Below are 17,895 nucleotides of genomic sequence, written 5' to 3'. Positions count from 1 at the left end.
ACCAAATGCAGAATATTTATAAACAGCTCCTAGAACAGGGATGGAGAATGAAAGAAATTGATGAAATGGATATTTATCATTTCTTAGAATTGAACGCTGAATCAAGAAAAAATAAAGAAGTTACGATTGATCAAATATTCTAAGTCTTGAAATCTTCGTCAGGAAAGCGGGGTGGTACATAAATGACTCAAGCAATTGGCAATATGGTCGCTAAGGTCAATCTGGATGATTCGGGTTTTAATAGAGGTATAACAGGGCTTCAAAGGCAATTGAGATTGACCAACTCTGAAATGAAGGCATCTGCGGCCATTTATAAAAATACTGGTGATAAATCAAAGCAATTACAATCGCAAGTAGAGGGACTTAACAACAAATATCGCCTTCAAGGTCGAATTGTTCAGGAACATCGAAAACGATATGAACAGCTTGTGAGAGAAAAGGGCCGTGATGCGCGAGAAACACAAATACATGCCCGCAAACTGAATGACTCCATCGCTGTTCATCAAAAGCTAGAAAAAGAATTGCGAGATGTATCTAAAGAATTTGAGCATTTGCAAAGCACCGGCAATAAAGCAGCTGGTGTTTTTTCTGTTTTTAAGAAGAACGCTGGAGAAGTATCAGAAGAGTTACAATCTGTCTACTCTGCTGCGGGAATGGCAGGGAAGGCATTAACAGGTATCGGTGTAGCAGGCACCGTCGCAATAGGTGGAGCTGTTAAAGTGGCCGCAGACTTTGAAAAGGCTATGAGCAGGGTCGGTGCTGTGGCGAATGCATCGAATGACGAGATGGGCCGTCTCACAGAAACGGCGCGTCATTTGGGGGCTACGACACAATTTACAGACGGACAAGTTGCCGAAGGAATGCAATACCTTGCAATGGCTGGTTATAAGACAAATAACATCATTGGTGCTATGCCGGGCTTGCTTGCTACTGCGGCAGCAGGGCAAACAGATTTAGGTGTAACAGCAGATATTGTATCTGACATCTTAACGGAATTTCACATTGCTGCAGAAGATACAAACCGTGTGGCGGACGCCATGACCTACACGTTCACCAACTCAAACGCCACGCTTCAACAGATTGGACAAACAATGAAATACGCGGGGCCAGCAGCAAAAACTGCAGGTGTCAGCATGGAAGAGTTAGCGGCCGCAACGGGTATCATGGCGAACAGTGGGATAAAGGCTGATATGGCGGGTACTGCATTACGATCCACCTTAACAAGGTTAGCATCACCACCAAAACAAGCAGGAAATGCAATACACGAACTTGGCTTGAGCGTTACCGATTCTACTGGTAAAATGCGCCCTCTTGCAGATATTATTGGCCAAATTAATGAAAAGACCAAGAATTACACCGAGACTGAAAAAATACGTATTGCAAAACAATTGGCAGGACAGCACGCCTTATCAGGTTTTATCACTTTGCTACATGCGGGTGAAGGTAAGCTTAATAAATTCACCAAAGAAATAGAAAACAGTGGCGGTATAGCTGAAAAAGTTGCAAAAGAGCAAATGGACAACCTTGCGGGATCTGTGGAATACCTGCGTTCAGCCGTAAATAACGCGGTTATTTCATTAGGTAATCAATTTATTCCTACAGTCCGCAAAGTGGTAGATGGATTAACAAAAGTCGTTAACTGGTTTGATCATCTTCCTCCATCTGTTATGGGAACTATTGCCGTTACTGGTGCAGCAGTTACAGCTTTCAGTCTTTTAGGCGGAGCTTCGTTGTTGTTATTGAGTCTCATCCCAAGAATGGCCGAAGGATGGAGAGTGCTTCGTACTGCTGGCACGTATCTGACAGGCACTGTCAGAGGATCATCAGCAAGTCTAGGCGTATACTCGACACAAGTTGCTACAGCGGGCGTTGCTTCACGAACTGCGGCAACTGGCATCAACACAGCTGCAGCATCAACAGCCGTTATGTCCACTCGAATGGGTCGTTTACAACAAAATACGGGTCTAGCGACGACTCGAATGGGCCGTCTAAATCAAACGGCCACAAGAACATCAAGGACAATGCGTGGTCTTGGCGGTACGTCTCGTATTGCTGGCGGTGGTTTAATGGTGTTTGGTGGGCCAATGGGTATGATTGGCGGTCTTGCGCTCTCATTTTTGCCGGAGATACTAAAATTCGGTAAGGGCATAGTGATGATGGGTGTAAATGCCGTAAAAGGTGCAGGAGGATTTTTGAAACTTGCAAAGGGCGGTTTTGGCCTGTTTAACATCCTTAAAAAAGGCGCAGGTGTTGTGAGTTTGCTTAGAGGCGGCTTATCGTTGCTTGGTGGTCCTGTAGGGATGTTAATAACGGGTGTCACGCTTCTAGGCGAAGCAGGGTTTAAATATTATGACAACCTGAAAAAACGCGTCTTACCAGCAACAATAGATTTTGGTGATAAAGTATCTGTATCCACATCCAAAGCAGTAAATGCTTATACGGTTATGGAAAGAAAGACTAATGCAAAGTTAGATAGTCTCTATCTGAATCAAAAAAAGATCACCAATGACATAGCAGAAGATATGAACAAAAAGTTCTCCGAAATGGCTGGCACGCTGAAAAAGGGGTACCAAGACAGTGCTGATAAAGCCCTAGAAGTGCTAGGTGATTTCTATTCGAAAAATAATACGCTTAAAGATAAAGATGAAAAAGACATTCTCGACAAAATCAAAACAGGCAATAAAGAGAAACAGAAACAAATAGAAAAGTACGAGAGCCAAGTCAAAAAAATATATGACAAAGCAGCAAAAGAACATCGCTCTCTCACCCAAAAAGAATGGGATGAAGTCAAGGGCATTACCCAAAAGATGAGTAAAGAAGTAGAAACGGCCCTTACAAAAAGCAAGGATGAGCAAACACTCATTTCTAAAAAACTAAAAGAAGAGTCGTCTAATTTATCTGCAAAGCAAGCAGCCGCGACAGTTAAAAATAGTAAATCAGCAAAAGACAAAGTCATTAGCAATGCTGAAAAACAATACAACGCTGTTGTAAAAGCTGCAGATGACCAGCGTTACGTCAAAGGCACTATTAGCCAAAAAGAACATGATGCTACGGTAAAGGCAGCGGAAAAACAAAAAGAAAAAACAATAAATGAAGCTGAAAAAAGTCATAAGGGCGTTGTAAAAGAAGCGAAAAAACAGGCTGCAGGACATATCGAGCAAGTTGATTGGGAGACTGGTGAAGTTCTCGGCGCTTGGGATACGTTTCTTGTGGATTTAGCAGGTGTAGTCAATACCATTACTGGTGGTATTAATAAAGTTCTTGAATTCATGAACTTAAAAACTATCCCAACTTGGAAACCTAAAGGATATGGGGGCGAAAAGGATGGAGCAAAGCATTCTTACGCCAAAGGAACTGACTATCATCCGGGTGGCCGCGCGCTTGTAGGTGAGGAAGGATATGAGCTTGCTCATACTCCGGGAATTGGAACTTATATGGTCGGTGTTGGCGGTCCTCAAATTTGGGATCTGCCGCGCGGAACATCAGTCTTGCCACATGACGAGACCAAAAAAGTCACTTCACAGGGATTACCGGGTTATGCTGGCGGCGTTGGTGATTTCTTTAAAAAAGGTGTTAAAAAAGCTGGTGAAGTAGTCGGCAAGGTGAAAGATTTTGGATCAGATATGTTTGATCTTGTGATGGCTGGACCAAAGAAAATCATCGGCAATATATTTGGCGGTCTAATCCCGTTTAAAACTGGTAAAGGAATAGATGGTCTTGGAACAGGTATCTTAAAGACAATTCAAAAAGGCGCTTTAGGATTTCTAACAAAATCATTAGGTGATTTTGGAGGAGACGGAGGAGCATTCAAAGGTGTAGGGGGTAGTGCTGCAGTCAAAAAGTGGGTTGCACAAGCTATCAGTATCACTGGAATTTCTCCATCCTATGCAAAAGCGTTAGAAACCATTGCGATGAAGGAATCAAGCGGAAACCCGACATTAGTTAACAGGTGGGATAGTAACTGGAAGGCGGGACACCCATCACAAGGGCTTATGCAGTTTATACCAAGCACATTTTCTGCATACAAAAAGCCCGGATATGGAAACATCAAACATCCAGTACACCAAATTGTTGCCGCAATTAACTATCTTAACAAGCGTTATGGCGGTATCTATAACCATCCGGGATTAAAATCTATGGCGCGCGGTGGCCCTTACATCGGTTATGCATCTGGTGGTGTCATTGACAATCATCAAATTGCGCAGCTAGGGGAGAACGGCTGGCGCGAATATGCTATTACCACTGAACCAAAATACAGAAAGCGTTCTTTGCAGTTGTATTCTAATCTTGGGAAAGAGCTTGGAGTGCCTAGTTTTGGAGAGGGTATGATCTCCACGGCTTTACAGATGCTTGATCGCATTAGTAACAAAGGAGACAAGCCTCAGAGCAGGCAGCAAGATGGATCTGACATGAGACAGATGATTGAAAATCAAAACAAGCAAATTGGTCTTATGGCTCAACAAATAGACCTGTTGTCTCAAGGATTAATGATGATGCAGAAGGGGTTTGAACAATTAATTGCGAAGGACCCTAACTTCAAAATTGATGGTCGAAAAGTTGACCAAACCACAGGAGATAGATACAGAAAACAAGCATTTATGAGTGGGGTGAGGTAGATGGAATTATATATTGATTTTAACAATGGATTGGGTGAGCAAAGTCTAAATGACTTGCTTCCTCACTTCCATCCGTTAAGCCTGACACCTGCCTCACCAATTGTTGAATTTGAGACAGTGTCATTGCCACGAATTAACGGTATCATGTTACCGCAACATCCACGGGATGTGAAGTACAAAGAAAGACAGATTCAGCTTGAAATATATATGAACTCAATCATTGCTGAAAATTTCTACAGCTATAGAAGTGAACTATATGCTTTATTAGTTAAACCATACCCATACTATATTGCTTGCGATTTATTCCCAAACAGGCGCTTCTTGGTGACTTGTGATGGGAATTTTTCAGTTCCAAAGGAAAAAGAAAAGAATCATGTTGTGTTTACAGTAGAATTTACGGATGTTTTGGGTGCTGCTGAATCGAAAAGTACATCATTAAATCGTCAATCATTTGAGGGTGAACGGTGGAGTCCTGGAATGAATATTGAGATGCGTGACGACCTAGAGTATTCATTCAAGAATAAAAAAACGTTCAGCATCTACAACATCGGAGATTTTAGAATCAACCCTTTGAGGCATGATTATCAAGTGAAGTTGAGAGCAAAAGGAAAAGGTGTAACCATCATCAATCATACGACAGGTGAACGTTTGAAAATTGAAGATGAAATATCCAAATCCAGAGAGGTTTCTTTTATTAAACAGTACACCGTCGCTAACAAGAAACGTCTCAAGACATCTGGTAGGCTCCCTTCACTTGATATTGGCCGTAACGACTTTGAAATACAAAATGCAAGTGCAATTGAAATTGTTTTCGACACGAGATTCTATTATGCATAAGGAGGGATGGCATGGCTGCGGCTGATTTCATTAAGAAACTGGCACCGGGTGCGCAGAAAGTTTACAAAAAATATAACGTACTTGCAAGCCTTGTCATTGCTCAAGGGTGTTTAGAAAGTGGTTTCGGGACGAGTGGTCTTTCTAAACAAGCCAACAACCTTTTTGGGGTCAAAGGTACATATAACGGAAAATATGTACTAATGTGGACAAGCGAGCAAGATAAGAAGGGGAACGTTACAAGGATACAAGCTAGATTTAGAAAGTATCCATCATATGCGGAGAGCTTATCTGATCTTGGGAGCTTATACACTCGTCTAAGTCGTTACAAGGCAGTGGTCGGTGAAAAAGATTATAAAAAGGCAACTACAGCCGTTTTCAAAGCTGGATATGCTACTGATATACATTACCCGTCAAAACTCAACAGCATCATTGAAAAATACAATCTGACTAAGTACGATGGCGAAATCGTTCCTGATGTTCCCGATGTTCCAGAAGAACCAAGTGAACCAGAAACACCAACTAAACCGAAGTATCCAAGCAAGGAATACGATGGGGTAGATATGCCACTCAATCAAAATTTGCCGTCTGATGTGGATTTTCCACAGCTTCACATATCAAGCAAGGATGGAAAGGATGTCATAGAGATCACTGGTGTGTCTGTTGATTTTACTGCCGATCCAACAGGTAAAAAATCATTCAGCTTTACATTGCCGCGCACACAGGAAAATGTCGCAGAGTTTGAGCTATTAATTGTAGACAATGTTTTATATCTTGATGAAAAGAAATATAATCATCAAAAATACTACATTACGAATGTAAGTTTGCATCAAGAAAATGGAGTGCTAACAAAAACGGTTACAGCTGCGCATATTTTCTCCGTCCTATTAATTAATAACAGAATTGAAAAAACAGTTTCTAAGAAATTAAGCATAAAAGAAGCGCTTGATATTGCTCTCAAAGGAACTGATTTCAAATATGTCATTCATGCAAAAGATGGTGAAATTTCTTCTGCGGAACAAGAAAACTTCGGTGAAAAAAATTCCACAGAGCTTATGGATGAAATCATTGAAGATTATGATATAGAGTTAGACGTAGATAATTACAAAATCCATGTTTACAAAAAAATGGGACAAGAAATAGATTTTGTGCTTGATAGTCGCTATAACATGCCTGGGATCACAATCACGACAGATTCTCAGAATTGTACAACTCGGGCATGGGGATACGGCGCTCAAAAAGAAACGGATTCTGTTTCTAAATCAAAGGATGACAGCAAAACAACAAAAGATGAAAAAGAAGCATCAAAAGATGAAGAAAAAGAGCCTGAATATGTTTTTGAACCAGTTCTTTATATTCATCCCGATGAAGATAAATTCCTCATTGAAGGTAAACCACGCTGGGCGGAACCAATTAAGGATGAGAGATACAAAAAATCTAGCAGCATCATTTCAGCATTAAAAAAGCATGTAAATCCATATCCTGAAATGACAGTAGAGGTGGAGTTTCAGAAAATATATGAACCAAAACTTCTTGAAATTGAGCAAGATTTCTGGTTAGGCGACACGATACATGTCATCGCCGACACAGCAGACGGAATAACCTTTGAGGACGATTTGAGAGTTGTCTCAATTCAGCATAACCCTTTAAATCCGTATAGCAGTCCAACGATAACATTTGCGAACTTTCGCAAGGACATACAACGAATATCAGTAGATCAAGCAAAACAAGTGAAAAACTTACAACGATATATAAACGACATGCTCAAGACGCTTAGATAGGGTCTTTTTATTTTTGCCAAAAAAGGAGAGTGAGAACATGGTAAGGCTGAGAAAACAATATGATACAACCCGAAACTCAAGATACGCTCATCAGTTGGGTGAAGATATGCAAAAAATTGAAGATCAATTAAACCGCAATGAAGATCAATTGAAATTACACAAAAAAGGCTCACTTTCCCATACATCTGAACAGATTAAACATGGGCTATTTACTGTTGCAAATAGGATTGATAATGTGTGGGCTAGATTGACAAACCTTGTATTAAATCACGATGGCAAGGATGTAAAAGAGGTTGTTGATATTAGGGTCGCCACAGACGCTAGTATACACAAGACGGCTAAAGATCGCCTAGACTACGAGTTCGCAAAGATTGAAAAAAGATTTAAGCGCGAGGTGAATGTGGATGATTTTGGAGCCGTACCCGATGGAAAGACAGATTCTACAGAGGCTTTTAAAAAGGCATTTGGAAACGGGCGAGTTAGAGTAAAAGCATCTGCCGGCGTATACATCGTTCGCGGAATACGTATTCCTTCTAATTCAGCATTGATTGGACAGGGAAAAGGGATTACTACTTTTAAACTTCATGAGGATGCACCTGCCAGCACGATTCTTTTAACAAACAAAGACCATAGCGGTAACAAAAACATTTATGTTGATGGTTTTTCATTAGACTGGAATCGTGATCGACAGGGCGGCATGAGGGCAACGGGCGGCATTGCCTCAAGTGCATTAACTTTCGCCAAAGTCCATTTTGGCTGGGTGAAAAATGTTCAATCAATTAATCCGGGATTACATGGTTTTGACTTCACCGCACCATCATACAATATATCAGGATCTAATTACACAAAGGATGGGTGTCGGTATGTTTGGGTTGAGAATTGTGAGGCGAGTGGCTACGGTGATGACGGTATCACTACTCATTACAGCGAATACATCTTTATTGATCGATGTCATTGTTCCAATCCGAGTGGAAAAGCACATAAAGAGGGTACAGCAAATTCAAACGGTATTGAGATAGATGATGGTTCTCGAAATGTTTGGGTGAACGGATCTTATACAAGCGGGAACATTAGAGGAGTAGAGGTCAAAGCACATGCACAATGGCCGGCGGCTCAAAATGTTCATGTATCAGATCATGTATCTTATCGAGACGTGCGGAGTTATGATGCACGACACATTGGACACCACAGCGCATCTGACCCGCAAAGTACAACAGCGCGCGATGTGTCGTTTACAAATTGTGTGTCGATTGAACCTGTATTTAATGATATGTACAAGGGGTTATCGCCTAGAGCGCTTGTAGTGTCTGCTTACCATCGTGTTAAAGTAACTAATTTTACAGCGATAGGTAACCCATCTTATGACTACAAAGGGAATCCAGTTGTTGCTATTCAATACAAAAGTAGACGGGTGGATATCAATGGTTTAACAATCACTGGCTTTAAAAGAGCTTCTCACGATGTTCGAGTTTTTGGTGGCCCGCAAAGAGCTGATGATGTTACTATCACGAACTTTAATATCGAGAATTCCGCACCTATAGGGATTGGGATAGGTGGAAGGGTCTATTCAGTCAAACTGATGGCAGGAAATCTTATTCATTCTAACGGCAACATTGGGGTGTATTCACCTAATACACAAACATCGATTGTAGGAGTACACGCAAATGGCTATAGCAAAGCAGCAGATCTAGCTAAAAATACTAATAAGCAGATGCCGACAAGCTTAAAAGGTGGATTGGTTGCTGGTTCAACGTCAGGACACGCTTTGTCAGATTCGAGCGCGGTCATTGCTGCTACGGGTTCATGTAAAACAAAAGGTCCTGCAAATAGTGTATTAGCTTCTAGGGCGGGATCGTCAACCGAAGGATCAAGACAAGCTGTCATCGCATCCAACAACAGCCACACGAAGGGTAATGGATATGCCCGTACAATCTTGTCATCACATAATGTTAAACAATCAAAGAGTTACACTATTTCAGGGGGATACAACGATCTTAAATGGCAAATTTCATCTAAGTCAGGAAACATCACGAGTGCAGGTCAAGTACGTGGCGGGTCTTCTCTTTCGGATTACGCGGAGTATTTTGAAAGCGCAAGTGGTCATGAGATTCCGACAGGTACAATCGTTACACTGAAAGGCGAAAAAATTATGCCAGCACAATTAGGTGATTATCTACTAGGAGTGGTGTCAAATACTGCCGCAGTTGTTCTTGGAGAATCCACCTTTGAATGGCAAGGGAAGTATTTACGTGATCGTTTTGGTGCCTTGATAACTCAAAAAGTTGAAGTTGCTCACTATGATGAAGAAGGCAATGAAATTTTCGAGGTGCTAGATTTACCTATAGAAAACCCTGACTATGATCCTGAAAAGTCAAAAGCCTATCAATCAAGAGCTGAACGTAAAGAATGGCATGTGATTGGATTGGTTGGACAAGTCATGGTACGGATTGATGACACGGTAAACGTTGGTGATTCAGTCAAAGCTAAAAACGGTGTTGCGACAAAAGGTCAGTCCAATTGGCAAGTTATGAATATTGAAACGCCTTATGATTCCGAAATGGGTTATGGTATTGCAAAAGTATTTATTAGATAGGAGGTGTCATTTTTGGTTTTAAAAAATGGGAAACTTGATTTCAATGTGAATGCATACACCAGTTCAAGCATTACAACCAATATCAATTTTTGGACACAGGATCGTCAGACAGCACGGTTGGTATTTAAACTCACGAAAGATGGAGTCCCTTTGCCTCTAGCAGCTGTCACGGGAAAACTTGTATTAGTTATGTCAGATGGCAGCCGATTCATTCGTGACATAAACATTCTTGACCGTGTGGAAGGTCAGGCGGAATACATCTTGTCAGATAAAGAGGTCAAACACTACGGACTAGTACAAGCTGAATTAAATTTGTACTATGCGAATGATCAATCTATGTCTGTGCATCAGTTCTCTTTCAATATATCTAAGTCGCTTATAGATCAAGACATTGTGCCGATCACTGAGTATTATGTGGACGAGTTCGAGGCATTAAGAGCAAAGATAAATGAGCTTTACGAAGAGTCTATACAAACGATTGATGATCTGAGGGCCAAGTTTGAGGACTTGGAAAAGATTGAAACAAAAGAAGGTGCAAAAGCTAAAGTAGCCGCAGCACTTGCAGTAGCTAAAAAATATACGGATGAACATGCAGAAACACCTGCAGGTGCAGAAGGTAAAGCAGCGGCAGCACTGGAAGCGGCAAAAGAATACGTCGATCCACACTTTAAAAACGAAAAAATCCATGTAACGGAATCAGAGAAAAGCAACTGGAACAAGAGCCAGCTTTATAGGCTTACACCTAACGATGGTAAAGTTGCAAGGATTCCGAATGGTACCGACATATTTACCCTACCTACAGGTCCTTACATGGGGGCCCAGCTCCTTAATGCTCCAGTAGAAAATGATACAAGCTTTTATTACGTCAATGTGTTGGAGACGGCCTATGAACAAAATGAAGTAGTTTATAAGTGCATTATCGCTACAAGGTCTTTTGATAACATAACTTGGATCGGTACATTTCATGCCCAAGGTTTCAAAGGATGGGATCGAGTGTTATCCGAAAAAGACTTAAACAGCACCTGGAATCAAGTCACTCTTGTTACTGGAACAACAAAGCACTTTGCCGGAAATCCACTCAAATTTTCAATTCGGCAAAACTCTTTACATCTTCGGGGATCGTTTGAGGGAGTCCCGGCGAATGATGCAGTCATTGCCCGTTTTGCTCAAAAACCGTCAGGGGAAACTGTATTTGTGGGTGCCACGGTTGGATCGTACGGGTCGGCACGTTTGACGCTTGCGAAAGATGGATCATTAAAATTTGATGGTCTCAACGCAAATGATAATTCCAAGGTGACGAGAATTGAGATAAATGAATCTATTCCGTTGTGGTAAAGGAGGGAAGAATCATGCACATTTATTACTTTGACGAGAATTTTAAATATCAAGGTGAAGATGTAATAAGTGATTATGAAGAGATGCCGAAGAACGCTACGAGTGTACGTCCAGAAGAGGGGTTATATCTTCCAATGTATGACGAAAAAAAGGCAGTGTGGAGCGAATCTGCTACTCAAGCGTATATTGATAGCTTGCAGCCGAAACCGCCTTTACCTAATGATATAACGACTCTTAAAAAACAGGCGGCTTTACTCACATTGCAAGTTGCGCAGATGCAGAAAGGCGGGGCATCATGATATACCCGACGGCAGCCGACATAAAAGTATTTTGGGATTGGGGCGTTTACACTCTTGAAATAATGAGAGAGTATGTCTCTTTAAAGGTAATCACAAAAGAAGAATTTGAGCAGATCACAGGCGTTTCATTCGACAAGCCAGCTGCTTCTGCAGATTTAGGAACAACAGCATCTTAACAGGTGCTTTTTATTTTGCCTTCGAAAGGAGGTGACAAATGAATGGGGGATATAAAATTGTTTGTTAACTTTGAAACTTTGGATTTAGCGAAGACTTATTTATTCGGCGGTGTGAAATTTTTGGACTTGCTCTTGCTGCTAAGCGTCATCGACGTTTTAACAGGAATCATTAAAGCATGGAAGATCGGCAAGCTACGCAGCCGTACGGCATGGTTTGGTTACGTGCGTAAGATGCTTAGTTTTGTGGTTGTAATTGTGGCTAACATTATTGATCAAATCATGGGACTTAACGGAGTGCTGACCTTCGGGACAGTGCTTTTTTATATTGCAAACGAAGGGCTTTCCATCGTGGAAAACCTTGCACAGATCGGCGTTAAAATTCCGGCTTCCATCACAGACCGTCTTCATGTTATAGAAAACGATAGTCAAAAAGAACAATCAGAAAAGAAAGCTGTTGAGTAATCTATATAAAAAAAAGAATGGAGAGATTGAATATGACGAAAAAAATTATGCTTGATCCAGGACATGGTGGGCACGATCCAGGCACAGTAGCAAACGGATTGAAAGAAAAAGAACTTGTACTAACTATTGCTAAGAAAACTAAAGCGATTCTTGAAAAGGTGTATGGGGCATCAGTTAAGCTCACACGATCAACCGATGTTTACATTGATCTGTCTCAAAGAGCTAGACTAGCAAATAATTGGGGCGCTGATTATTTTGCATCAATCCATATCAATGCTGGCGGAGGAACGGGTTTTGAGACGTTCCGTTATGACAAGTTATCCGCATCATCAAGCACTGGCAAGCAGCAAAAGATCGTACATGATTCCATTTATAAAAAGATCAAAGAAAAAGCAGTAGACCGCGGGAAAAAGTCGGAAAATCTGGCCGTGTTAAGAGAAACAAAAATGCCAGCAATATTGACTGAAAACCTTTTTATTGATCGGGAAAAAGATGCTGCGATGCTAAAACAAGATTCGTTCCTGAACCTATTGGCTGAGGGACACGCAGAAGGCATCGCGGCGGCCGTCGGTTTGAAAAAGGTGTCATCATCATCTAAAACAAGCCCTAAAAAAGAAACGACGTCAAAAGGCATTAAAATGGCCGTGGTGAAGCCGAATGCGGACGGGTGGCTATGGGTCTATGATAAACCTAATTGGTCAGCGAAGCACAAAAAAGTAAAGCCTGGTGAAGCGTTTACGATTGATAAGACTGTCACAGTCAACGGATCAAAAATGTATAAACTAAAATCAGGTTTGTACATCACTGCTGCATCTAAATATGTTGAGATATTAAAAGTATCAACAAAGTTAAAATCAAAGCAGAAATAAATGAAAAGCCCTTCCAAAATGGAGGGGCTTTTTTTGTTTGTCTTTATTCAGTTCGATGTCTCATTTTATTGATCATTCTAAAAGATGCTTCAACGCCGATGAAGACGACAAAGAATATAATAACCCAGCTGCCCAAGTCTGCCCATATATTGGACATGTTAATAACGCCGGACTTACTTAATCCCGATTGAATTACAAGCGTAATAAAGGCAGTTATAAACACAGACAGAAACCAATTTGTTTTTCTCAATTACAACACTCCTTTCGAAAATTAAAGGAATTTACAAACATATTTTGTTGTTTTGTTTGTATTTTTATACCGTTTGCAAAACTCGTGGCCACCCATGTCTAAAAGTTTTTTAGCTAGCCACCCAAGGCCTGCTCCAGCCAATATTTTGGCCGCCCAAATCAATAACGGTGCAACCATAGTTGTAACTTCACCTTTTTTCTGTGCAGCTAATTGATCTTGATACACTTTTTCAGCATCAGTTCCGGCCAATGATTCTAAATGATTTTTGATCTCTAATGAAATATCCTTTGGTAAACCAGCATTGATAACTTTGGATTCATCAAAGGAAAAAGTTTTATCTAATTCATTGTATGCAGCAGCTTCGAAAATAGCCTGTGCAATTCTTTGTTGCTTTTGAGGGTCCCATTGTTCTTTTGCTGATGCCTGACCAAAAGCAGATGTGATTCCAAGAGTCACAATAAGTGTTAATACAAGTGTAAGTTTTACATTGAGCTTGCGCAATAAACCGTTCATACTAAACATCCTCCCCCTAAAAGTATTGTCCTACACCCATATGGTAACAATTAACAGGTTTTATTTTCCATAATTTTTATAAAAATGGTAAAAATAGACTAAATAAAAGTCCCGTCATTTGTGACGAGACTGTGAAGTGTTTCTTATTAAAAACTTAATTGGGCATCAAGTTCCTTTAATCCTTCAGAAGTGTTTTTGTCAGGCCAGAAATTCCACTTAACTCGTACAGAATTAATGTCTTCAAGTTTACTTAACTTTTTGACTGGAAAAAGAACAAAGCCGTCTGTTTTTGCTCCAGACATGATATCTCCGTCGAAGTTCTCACTATTAACACTGGCTTTAATTTGCTCTCTTGTGTTTGTGAGTAGAGTACCTTGAGTCGGGTAAGTTGAAATGTCTTTATTACTTTTATTATCGATAATGAAATGGACACCTATAATACCTTGATCATCTGATTCAAGATTCTGTTTTACAATACTCACCTGATCAATCCTGAACTCTACATTATCCTTAATCATAGACCAATCAACTGTATGGTGTGTGGTGTCATCTGAATTTAGGTCTTCCTCGTCTTCATCTTCATTAGTATCTACTGAATTCGTATCAGCTAAAGACGCTGAAGTTTCTTGATTGTTATCTTCTGATTGCTTATTATGTACCGGTGACCCCATATACCAGAAGCCGATTATAGCTAACACAAACGCAACAGGAGTTAATATCTTGCCTTTTCTTCTTGTTTTTTTAACTATGAGAAATACGACTCCTAAAATTAAGCCTAAAACTGATAAGATTGTTAGGCAACCCATAAATAAAATCATAATAATCCCCCTCTTTTTTAAAATGAACATTTACATTATTCGATTCATTCGATTCAATGTAAACTCTACAAAAACAAATATTCCCAAATCAGTCTATCATATTATTGAATTGGAAAGAATATAGAAAATGATTTTTCCAGAATAAGAATATTACGGAATCGACAATTAAGATGTTATAATTTAGTAAGAACAATTAACAATTGGGGTGTGTTATATGCATTTCCGCAAAGAATCATCAGTTGACGAAATCATCAAATATGACGACTACCCTTATAAAGTTTATACAAGGGTTTCGACAGATCGAGACGAGCAAATAAGTTCTAAAGAAAACCAAATTGACGTTTGTCGATATTGGATCGAGCAACACAATTATGAATGGGATGACCGTTCTGTTTTGTTAGACGATGGTATCAGCGGAACCGTCCTTGAAGACAGGGCAGCAATGAAATACATTTTTTCATTGGCGGAAAAGAAAGATATAAAAATGGTCATATTCAAGTCCATCACACGTCTTGCCCGTGATTTAAAAGATGCGTTATACATCAGAGAGATTCTAGTGTCTAATGGGGTTCGTGTCGTTACACTTGAAGAAGACTATGACTCCCTTTACGAGAGTAAAGCGTCAATGAAATTTGAAATGTCTGCTCTGTTTGCGGAGCAGTTACCTAAGTCTATGTCAGTCAATATAAGTGGTGTACTTGCAGCAAAAGCAAGGCGTGGTGAACATTCTGGTCGAGTACCCTACGGTTATATGAAAGAGGGGAAACACCTAGTAATTAACGAAAGTGAAGCTCAAGTAATTAGGATGATTTTCCACCTTTATAATAACGAGGGGCTAGGTCAGAAAAGAGTTACATATGCATTGCAAGAAAAGTGCAAAATTGGTGAAATACCTCCTCCTAGAACAACAAGAAATTGGCAGCTTACAACAGTTCAAACCATATTAAAAAACCCAATTTATTGTGGTGTGCACATTGCTAATAGACATACCACGATCAAGGTTGACGGTCGAAAAAAATTTATAAGAAATCCACCTGAAAAATGGAACGTTTATGATGACTTTTGTCCGCCAATTGTCTCAAGGGAAGAGTGGGAGAAAGCAAATAATAAACCAACAGTTAATAAAAAAACTAAATTCACACCGTGGAATGAGCTTAGACAACTGCTTATTTGCGGGAAATGCGGATCTAATATGGTCATTATCCAAACCAGTAGAGCCAAAAAAAACGGAGAGAAAACTTACTGGAAATATGTCAAATGCAGTAATTACCGGAGATCTGGTCCCGAAGGCTGTGTGAACCATGTTCCCATCACTTATGAAGAGGTCCGAGATTTAGTGATTGAAAATCTCATTGAATTCTCTAGGGATATATCACACGACTACAAAAAAAATGCATTTGAGCAAAAAGAAAAACAAATAAAGTCTATTAAAGCAGAGTTGAAATCTCTAGAAGCGAAAAATAAAAGGTTGCTTGAACTTTATTTAGAAGATCAAATGATTACCAAATCAGAATTTCAAATGAAGCGAAATGACATTCAAGCTAAAATTGTAAAGCTTGAACAGAGTTTATTTTCCTTACAGCAGGTCCATGATGAGAAAAGTTCAATGATGGAAATGCAGGCGGTTCTTCGAGAGCTTGAAGACAAAGAGAACGATTTGAAGCATGTGTTTGATAAGCTCATTGATCATATTGTTATCCACCCAAACGGGAAAATGAACTTTCATTATAGATTTAAATGATCCTGTAAGTTATACTCATTTGTAAAAGGTATGCATAACAAATGCCATGCAAAAGCTAGGAGTCAAAGGTCGTTCACAGGCCGTAGTCGAGCTTCTGCGTATGGGTGAGCTAGAGCTCTAAAGTCAGCCGGTTTTCCTTCCATACAAGGGAGGAACCGGTTATTTCTATATGGTTTCCATGAGTCTCTTCTTGCATTTTCTCTGAAAAACGAGGAAAATAGGAATGTACGTTTTAATCAAAGTGAGATGCTATAGTGAGGTATCAATGAAATGGAAACGAATGAGTTCGACCATGTAGCAGAGATTGAAAAATCATTGCGCCATATTGCTGCAATTATTAAGCAAAAAGGCAGAGAAATACTGAATCAATATACGATTACACCTCCTCAATTTGTAGGGCTTCAGTGGCTTTATGAATTCGGAGATATGACAATAGGTGAGCTATCACAAAAGATGTATTTGGCTTGCAGTACAACCACCGACTTAATTGATCGAATGGAAAAAAGTGAACTTGTCGAACGAGTAAAAGATCCTTCTGACCGCCGCGTGGTTCGCATTCATTTATTGCCTGAAGGCGAGCGGATCATTCAAGAAGTGATTGTTAAACGCCAAGAATACGTCAGTGAACTTCTAGGGGCTTTCTCAGAAGAAGAAGCCATCGTTTTCAATCAATCCTTAACGAAACTACAGCAGCAAATGAAAAGAAAATGAGGCGATTTTGTTGGATCAACCAATCGGCGTCATTGATTCCGGCGTCGGCGGTTTAACCGTTGCAAAGGAAATCATGAGACAACTGCCAAAAGAAAAAATCATTTACGTAGGCGATACAAAACGGTGCCCGTATGGCCCGCGGAAAGAAGAAGAAGTTCTTCAATATACTTGGGAAATGGCACACTACTTATTAAGACATCACCATATTAAAATGCTCGTCATCGCATGCAACACAGCGACGGCGATCGCACTAGATGAAATCAAAGCAACGCTTGATATTCCGGTCATTGGCGTGATTCAGCCCGGTGCTCGCACAGCGATCAAGGTGACAAACAACCAGCAGATTGGCGTCATTGGTACAGCCAATACGATCAAAAGTGAGGCTTACAAAGAAGCTCTGCTATCTTTAAAAGCAGGACTAGCGGTTCAAAGTCTGGCATGTCCGCTGCTTGTTCCCTTTGTGGAAAGCGGTACATTTTTAGATCAGACAGCAGATGAAGTGGTGAAAGATTCCCTTGAACCGATGAAAGAAACAGGAATTGATACACTCATTCTTGGCTGCACACACTATCCGATTTTAAAAGAGTCGATTCAGCGCTTTATGGGCAGTGATGTGAGCATCATTTCATCAGGGGATGAGACAGCTAGGGAAGCGAGTACAATTCTTTCCTATAAAGGACTGTTAAACACTTCCCAAGAAGCACCTGTCCATACATTTTATACAACAGGGCAGCAGCAAAATTTTGAAAACATCGCTCGTGACTGGTTTGGCTACCTGCCAGGGAAGGTCGAAACCGTATCACTCGAACACGTCTATCAGCAATAACCCGCTTCTTCTTGAGGTGGGTTATTTTTTTATGAAAAGGGTCTAATCCGCAGAGGGAGCTCGTATACATA

15 protein-coding genes and 1 pseudogene are annotated in these 17,895 nt (G+C 40.3%); 14 read left to right on the top strand and 2 right to left on the bottom strand.

Annotation, left to right across the window (positions count from 1 at the left end; genetic code table 11):
* Positions 1-5: 5 nt before the first annotated feature.
* Genes MKY83_RS13235 through MKY83_RS13190 form a run of 10 tightly spaced genes read left to right on the top strand, consistent with a single transcriptional unit; the run spans position 6 to position 12,965 of the window.
* Positions 6-143, top strand: coding sequence for a hypothetical protein (locus MKY83_RS13235; protein WP_173407663.1), 138 nt, complete (start codon positions 6-8; stop codon positions 141-143).
* A 39-nt stretch (positions 144-182) separates the two neighbouring features.
* On the top strand, positions 183-4,616 hold the full coding sequence (locus tag MKY83_RS13230) for a phage tail tape measure protein (RefSeq protein ID WP_342487402.1): 4,434 nt from the start codon (positions 183-185) through the stop codon (positions 4,614-4,616).
* Positions 4,617-5,453, top strand: a complete 837-nt coding sequence (locus MKY83_RS13225) for a phage tail domain-containing protein (protein WP_342487401.1) — start codon at positions 4,617-4,619, stop codon at positions 5,451-5,453.
* An 11-nt stretch (positions 5,454-5,464) separates the two neighbouring features.
* Positions 5,465-7,231 carry a phage tail protein gene (locus tag MKY83_RS13220; RefSeq protein ID WP_342487400.1) on the top strand — a complete coding sequence of 589 codons (1,767 nt, stop codon included), beginning with the start codon at positions 5,465-5,467 and terminating at the stop codon, positions 7,229-7,231.
* Positions 7,232-7,268: 37 nt separating this feature from the next.
* Complete coding sequence (locus MKY83_RS13215) at positions 7,269-9,824, top strand: peptidase G2 autoproteolytic cleavage domain-containing protein (protein WP_342487399.1); 2,556 nt, start codon at positions 7,269-7,271, stop codon at positions 9,822-9,824.
* 12 nt (positions 9,825-9,836) lie between these two features.
* Positions 9,837-11,159, top strand: a complete 1,323-nt coding sequence (locus MKY83_RS13210; RefSeq protein WP_342487398.1) for a phage baseplate upper protein — start codon at positions 9,837-9,839, stop codon at positions 11,157-11,159.
* Positions 11,160-11,173: 14 nt separating this feature from the next.
* Entirely contained in the window at positions 11,174-11,458 is a 285-nt protein-coding gene (locus tag MKY83_RS13205) for a hypothetical protein (protein ID WP_216927313.1), read from the top strand.
* Positions 11,455-11,634: an XkdX family protein gene (locus tag MKY83_RS13200; protein WP_065098242.1), complete on the top strand. Its 180-nt coding sequence runs from the start codon at positions 11,455-11,457 to the stop codon at positions 11,632-11,634. The genes MKY83_RS13205 and MKY83_RS13200 overlap by 4 nt, the downstream gene beginning before the upstream one ends.
* A gap of 42 nt (positions 11,635-11,676) precedes the next feature.
* On the top strand, positions 11,677-12,096 hold the full coding sequence (locus tag MKY83_RS13195; protein WP_342487397.1) for a phage holin family protein: 420 nt from the start codon (positions 11,677-11,679) through the stop codon (positions 12,094-12,096).
* A 32-nt stretch (positions 12,097-12,128) separates the two neighbouring features.
* On the top strand, positions 12,129-12,965 hold the full coding sequence (locus MKY83_RS13190) for an N-acetylmuramoyl-L-alanine amidase (protein WP_342487396.1): 837 nt from the start codon (positions 12,129-12,131) through the stop codon (positions 12,963-12,965).
* Between the two features lie 271 nt (positions 12,966-13,236).
* On the opposite strand, the gene MKY83_RS13185 is transcribed toward MKY83_RS13190, so the two are convergent.
* Together MKY83_RS13185 and MKY83_RS13180 are read right to left on the bottom strand one after the other, a co-directional pair.
* Positions 13,237-13,728: a hypothetical protein gene (locus tag MKY83_RS13185; protein WP_340961255.1), complete on the bottom strand. Its 492-nt coding sequence runs from the start codon at positions 13,726-13,728 to the stop codon at positions 13,237-13,239.
* A gap of 146 nt (positions 13,729-13,874) precedes the next feature.
* Positions 13,875-14,546 (bottom strand): hypothetical protein, encoded by a 672-nt coding sequence (locus MKY83_RS13180; protein WP_342487395.1) that lies wholly within the window; start codon positions 14,544-14,546, stop codon positions 13,875-13,877.
* Between the two features lie 214 nt (positions 14,547-14,760).
* Between MKY83_RS13180 and MKY83_RS13175 the strand changes: the two genes are divergently transcribed.
* The 4 genes and pseudogenes from MKY83_RS13175 (at position 14,761) to racE (ending at position 17,824) form a co-directional block, all read left to right on the top strand.
* Positions 14,761-16,287 carry a recombinase family protein gene (locus tag MKY83_RS13175; protein ID WP_342487394.1) on the top strand — a complete coding sequence of 509 codons (1,527 nt, stop codon included), beginning with the start codon at positions 14,761-14,763 and terminating at the stop codon, positions 16,285-16,287.
* A 34-nt stretch (positions 16,288-16,321) separates the two neighbouring features.
* A pseudogene (gene gerE, locus MKY83_RS13170) lies at positions 16,322-16,408 on the top strand (spore germination transcription factor GerE); the annotation flags it as partial.
* 149 nt (positions 16,409-16,557) lie between these two features.
* The gene (locus MKY83_RS13165) at positions 16,558-16,998 is read left to right on the top strand and encodes a MarR family transcriptional regulator (protein ID WP_003216546.1); all 441 of its coding nucleotides are present in this window, start codon (positions 16,558-16,560) and stop codon (positions 16,996-16,998) included.
* Positions 16,999-17,005: 7 nt separating this feature from the next.
* On the top strand, positions 17,006-17,824 hold the full coding sequence (gene racE / locus MKY83_RS13160; RefSeq protein WP_012010811.1) for a glutamate racemase: 819 nt from the start codon (positions 17,006-17,008) through the stop codon (positions 17,822-17,824).
* The last annotated feature ends 71 nt before the right edge of the window (positions 17,825-17,895 follow it).

The sequence above is a fragment of the Bacillus sp. FSL M8-0266 genome (genome assembly GCF_038613425.1).
Lineage (GTDB): Bacteria > Bacillota > Bacilli > Bacillales > Bacillaceae > Bacillus > Bacillus pumilus.
This window is presented reverse-complemented; position numbering and strand designations above follow the sequence as displayed.

Excerpts from the sequence above, each read along its gene's own strand:
- MKY83_RS13185 (WP_340961255.1), bottom strand. The coding sequence starts at position 13,728 with ATGAACGGTTTATTGCGCAAGCTCAATGTAAAACTTACACTTGTATTA.
- MKY83_RS13200 (WP_065098242.1), top strand. The coding sequence starts at position 11,455 with ATGATATACCCGACGGCAGCCGACATAAAAGTATTTTGGGATTGGGGC.
- MKY83_RS13215 (WP_342487399.1), top strand. The coding sequence starts at position 7,269 with ATGGTAAGGCTGAGAAAACAATATGATACAACCCGAAACTCAAGATAC.
- MKY83_RS13225 (WP_342487401.1), top strand. The coding sequence starts at position 4,617 with ATGGAATTATATATTGATTTTAACAATGGATTGGGTGAGCAAAGTCTA.
- MKY83_RS13235 (WP_173407663.1), top strand. The coding sequence starts at position 6 with ATGCAGAATATTTATAAACAGCTCCTAGAACAGGGATGGAGAATGAAA.
- MKY83_RS13175 (WP_342487394.1), top strand. The coding sequence starts at position 14,761 with ATGCATTTCCGCAAAGAATCATCAGTTGACGAAATCATCAAATATGAC.
- MKY83_RS13205 (WP_216927313.1), top strand. The coding sequence starts at position 11,174 with ATGCACATTTATTACTTTGACGAGAATTTTAAATATCAAGGTGAAGAT.
- MKY83_RS13165 (WP_003216546.1), top strand. The coding sequence starts at position 16,558 with ATGGAAACGAATGAGTTCGACCATGTAGCAGAGATTGAAAAATCATTG.
- MKY83_RS13195 (WP_342487397.1), top strand. The coding sequence starts at position 11,677 with ATGGGGGATATAAAATTGTTTGTTAACTTTGAAACTTTGGATTTAGCG.
- MKY83_RS13190 (WP_342487396.1), top strand. The coding sequence starts at position 12,129 with ATGACGAAAAAAATTATGCTTGATCCAGGACATGGTGGGCACGATCCA.
- MKY83_RS13180 (WP_342487395.1), bottom strand. The coding sequence starts at position 14,546 with ATGATTTTATTTATGGGTTGCCTAACAATCTTATCAGTTTTAGGCTTA.
- MKY83_RS13230 (WP_342487402.1), top strand. The coding sequence starts at position 183 with ATGACTCAAGCAATTGGCAATATGGTCGCTAAGGTCAATCTGGATGAT.
- MKY83_RS13220 (WP_342487400.1), top strand. The coding sequence starts at position 5,465 with ATGGCTGCGGCTGATTTCATTAAGAAACTGGCACCGGGTGCGCAGAAA.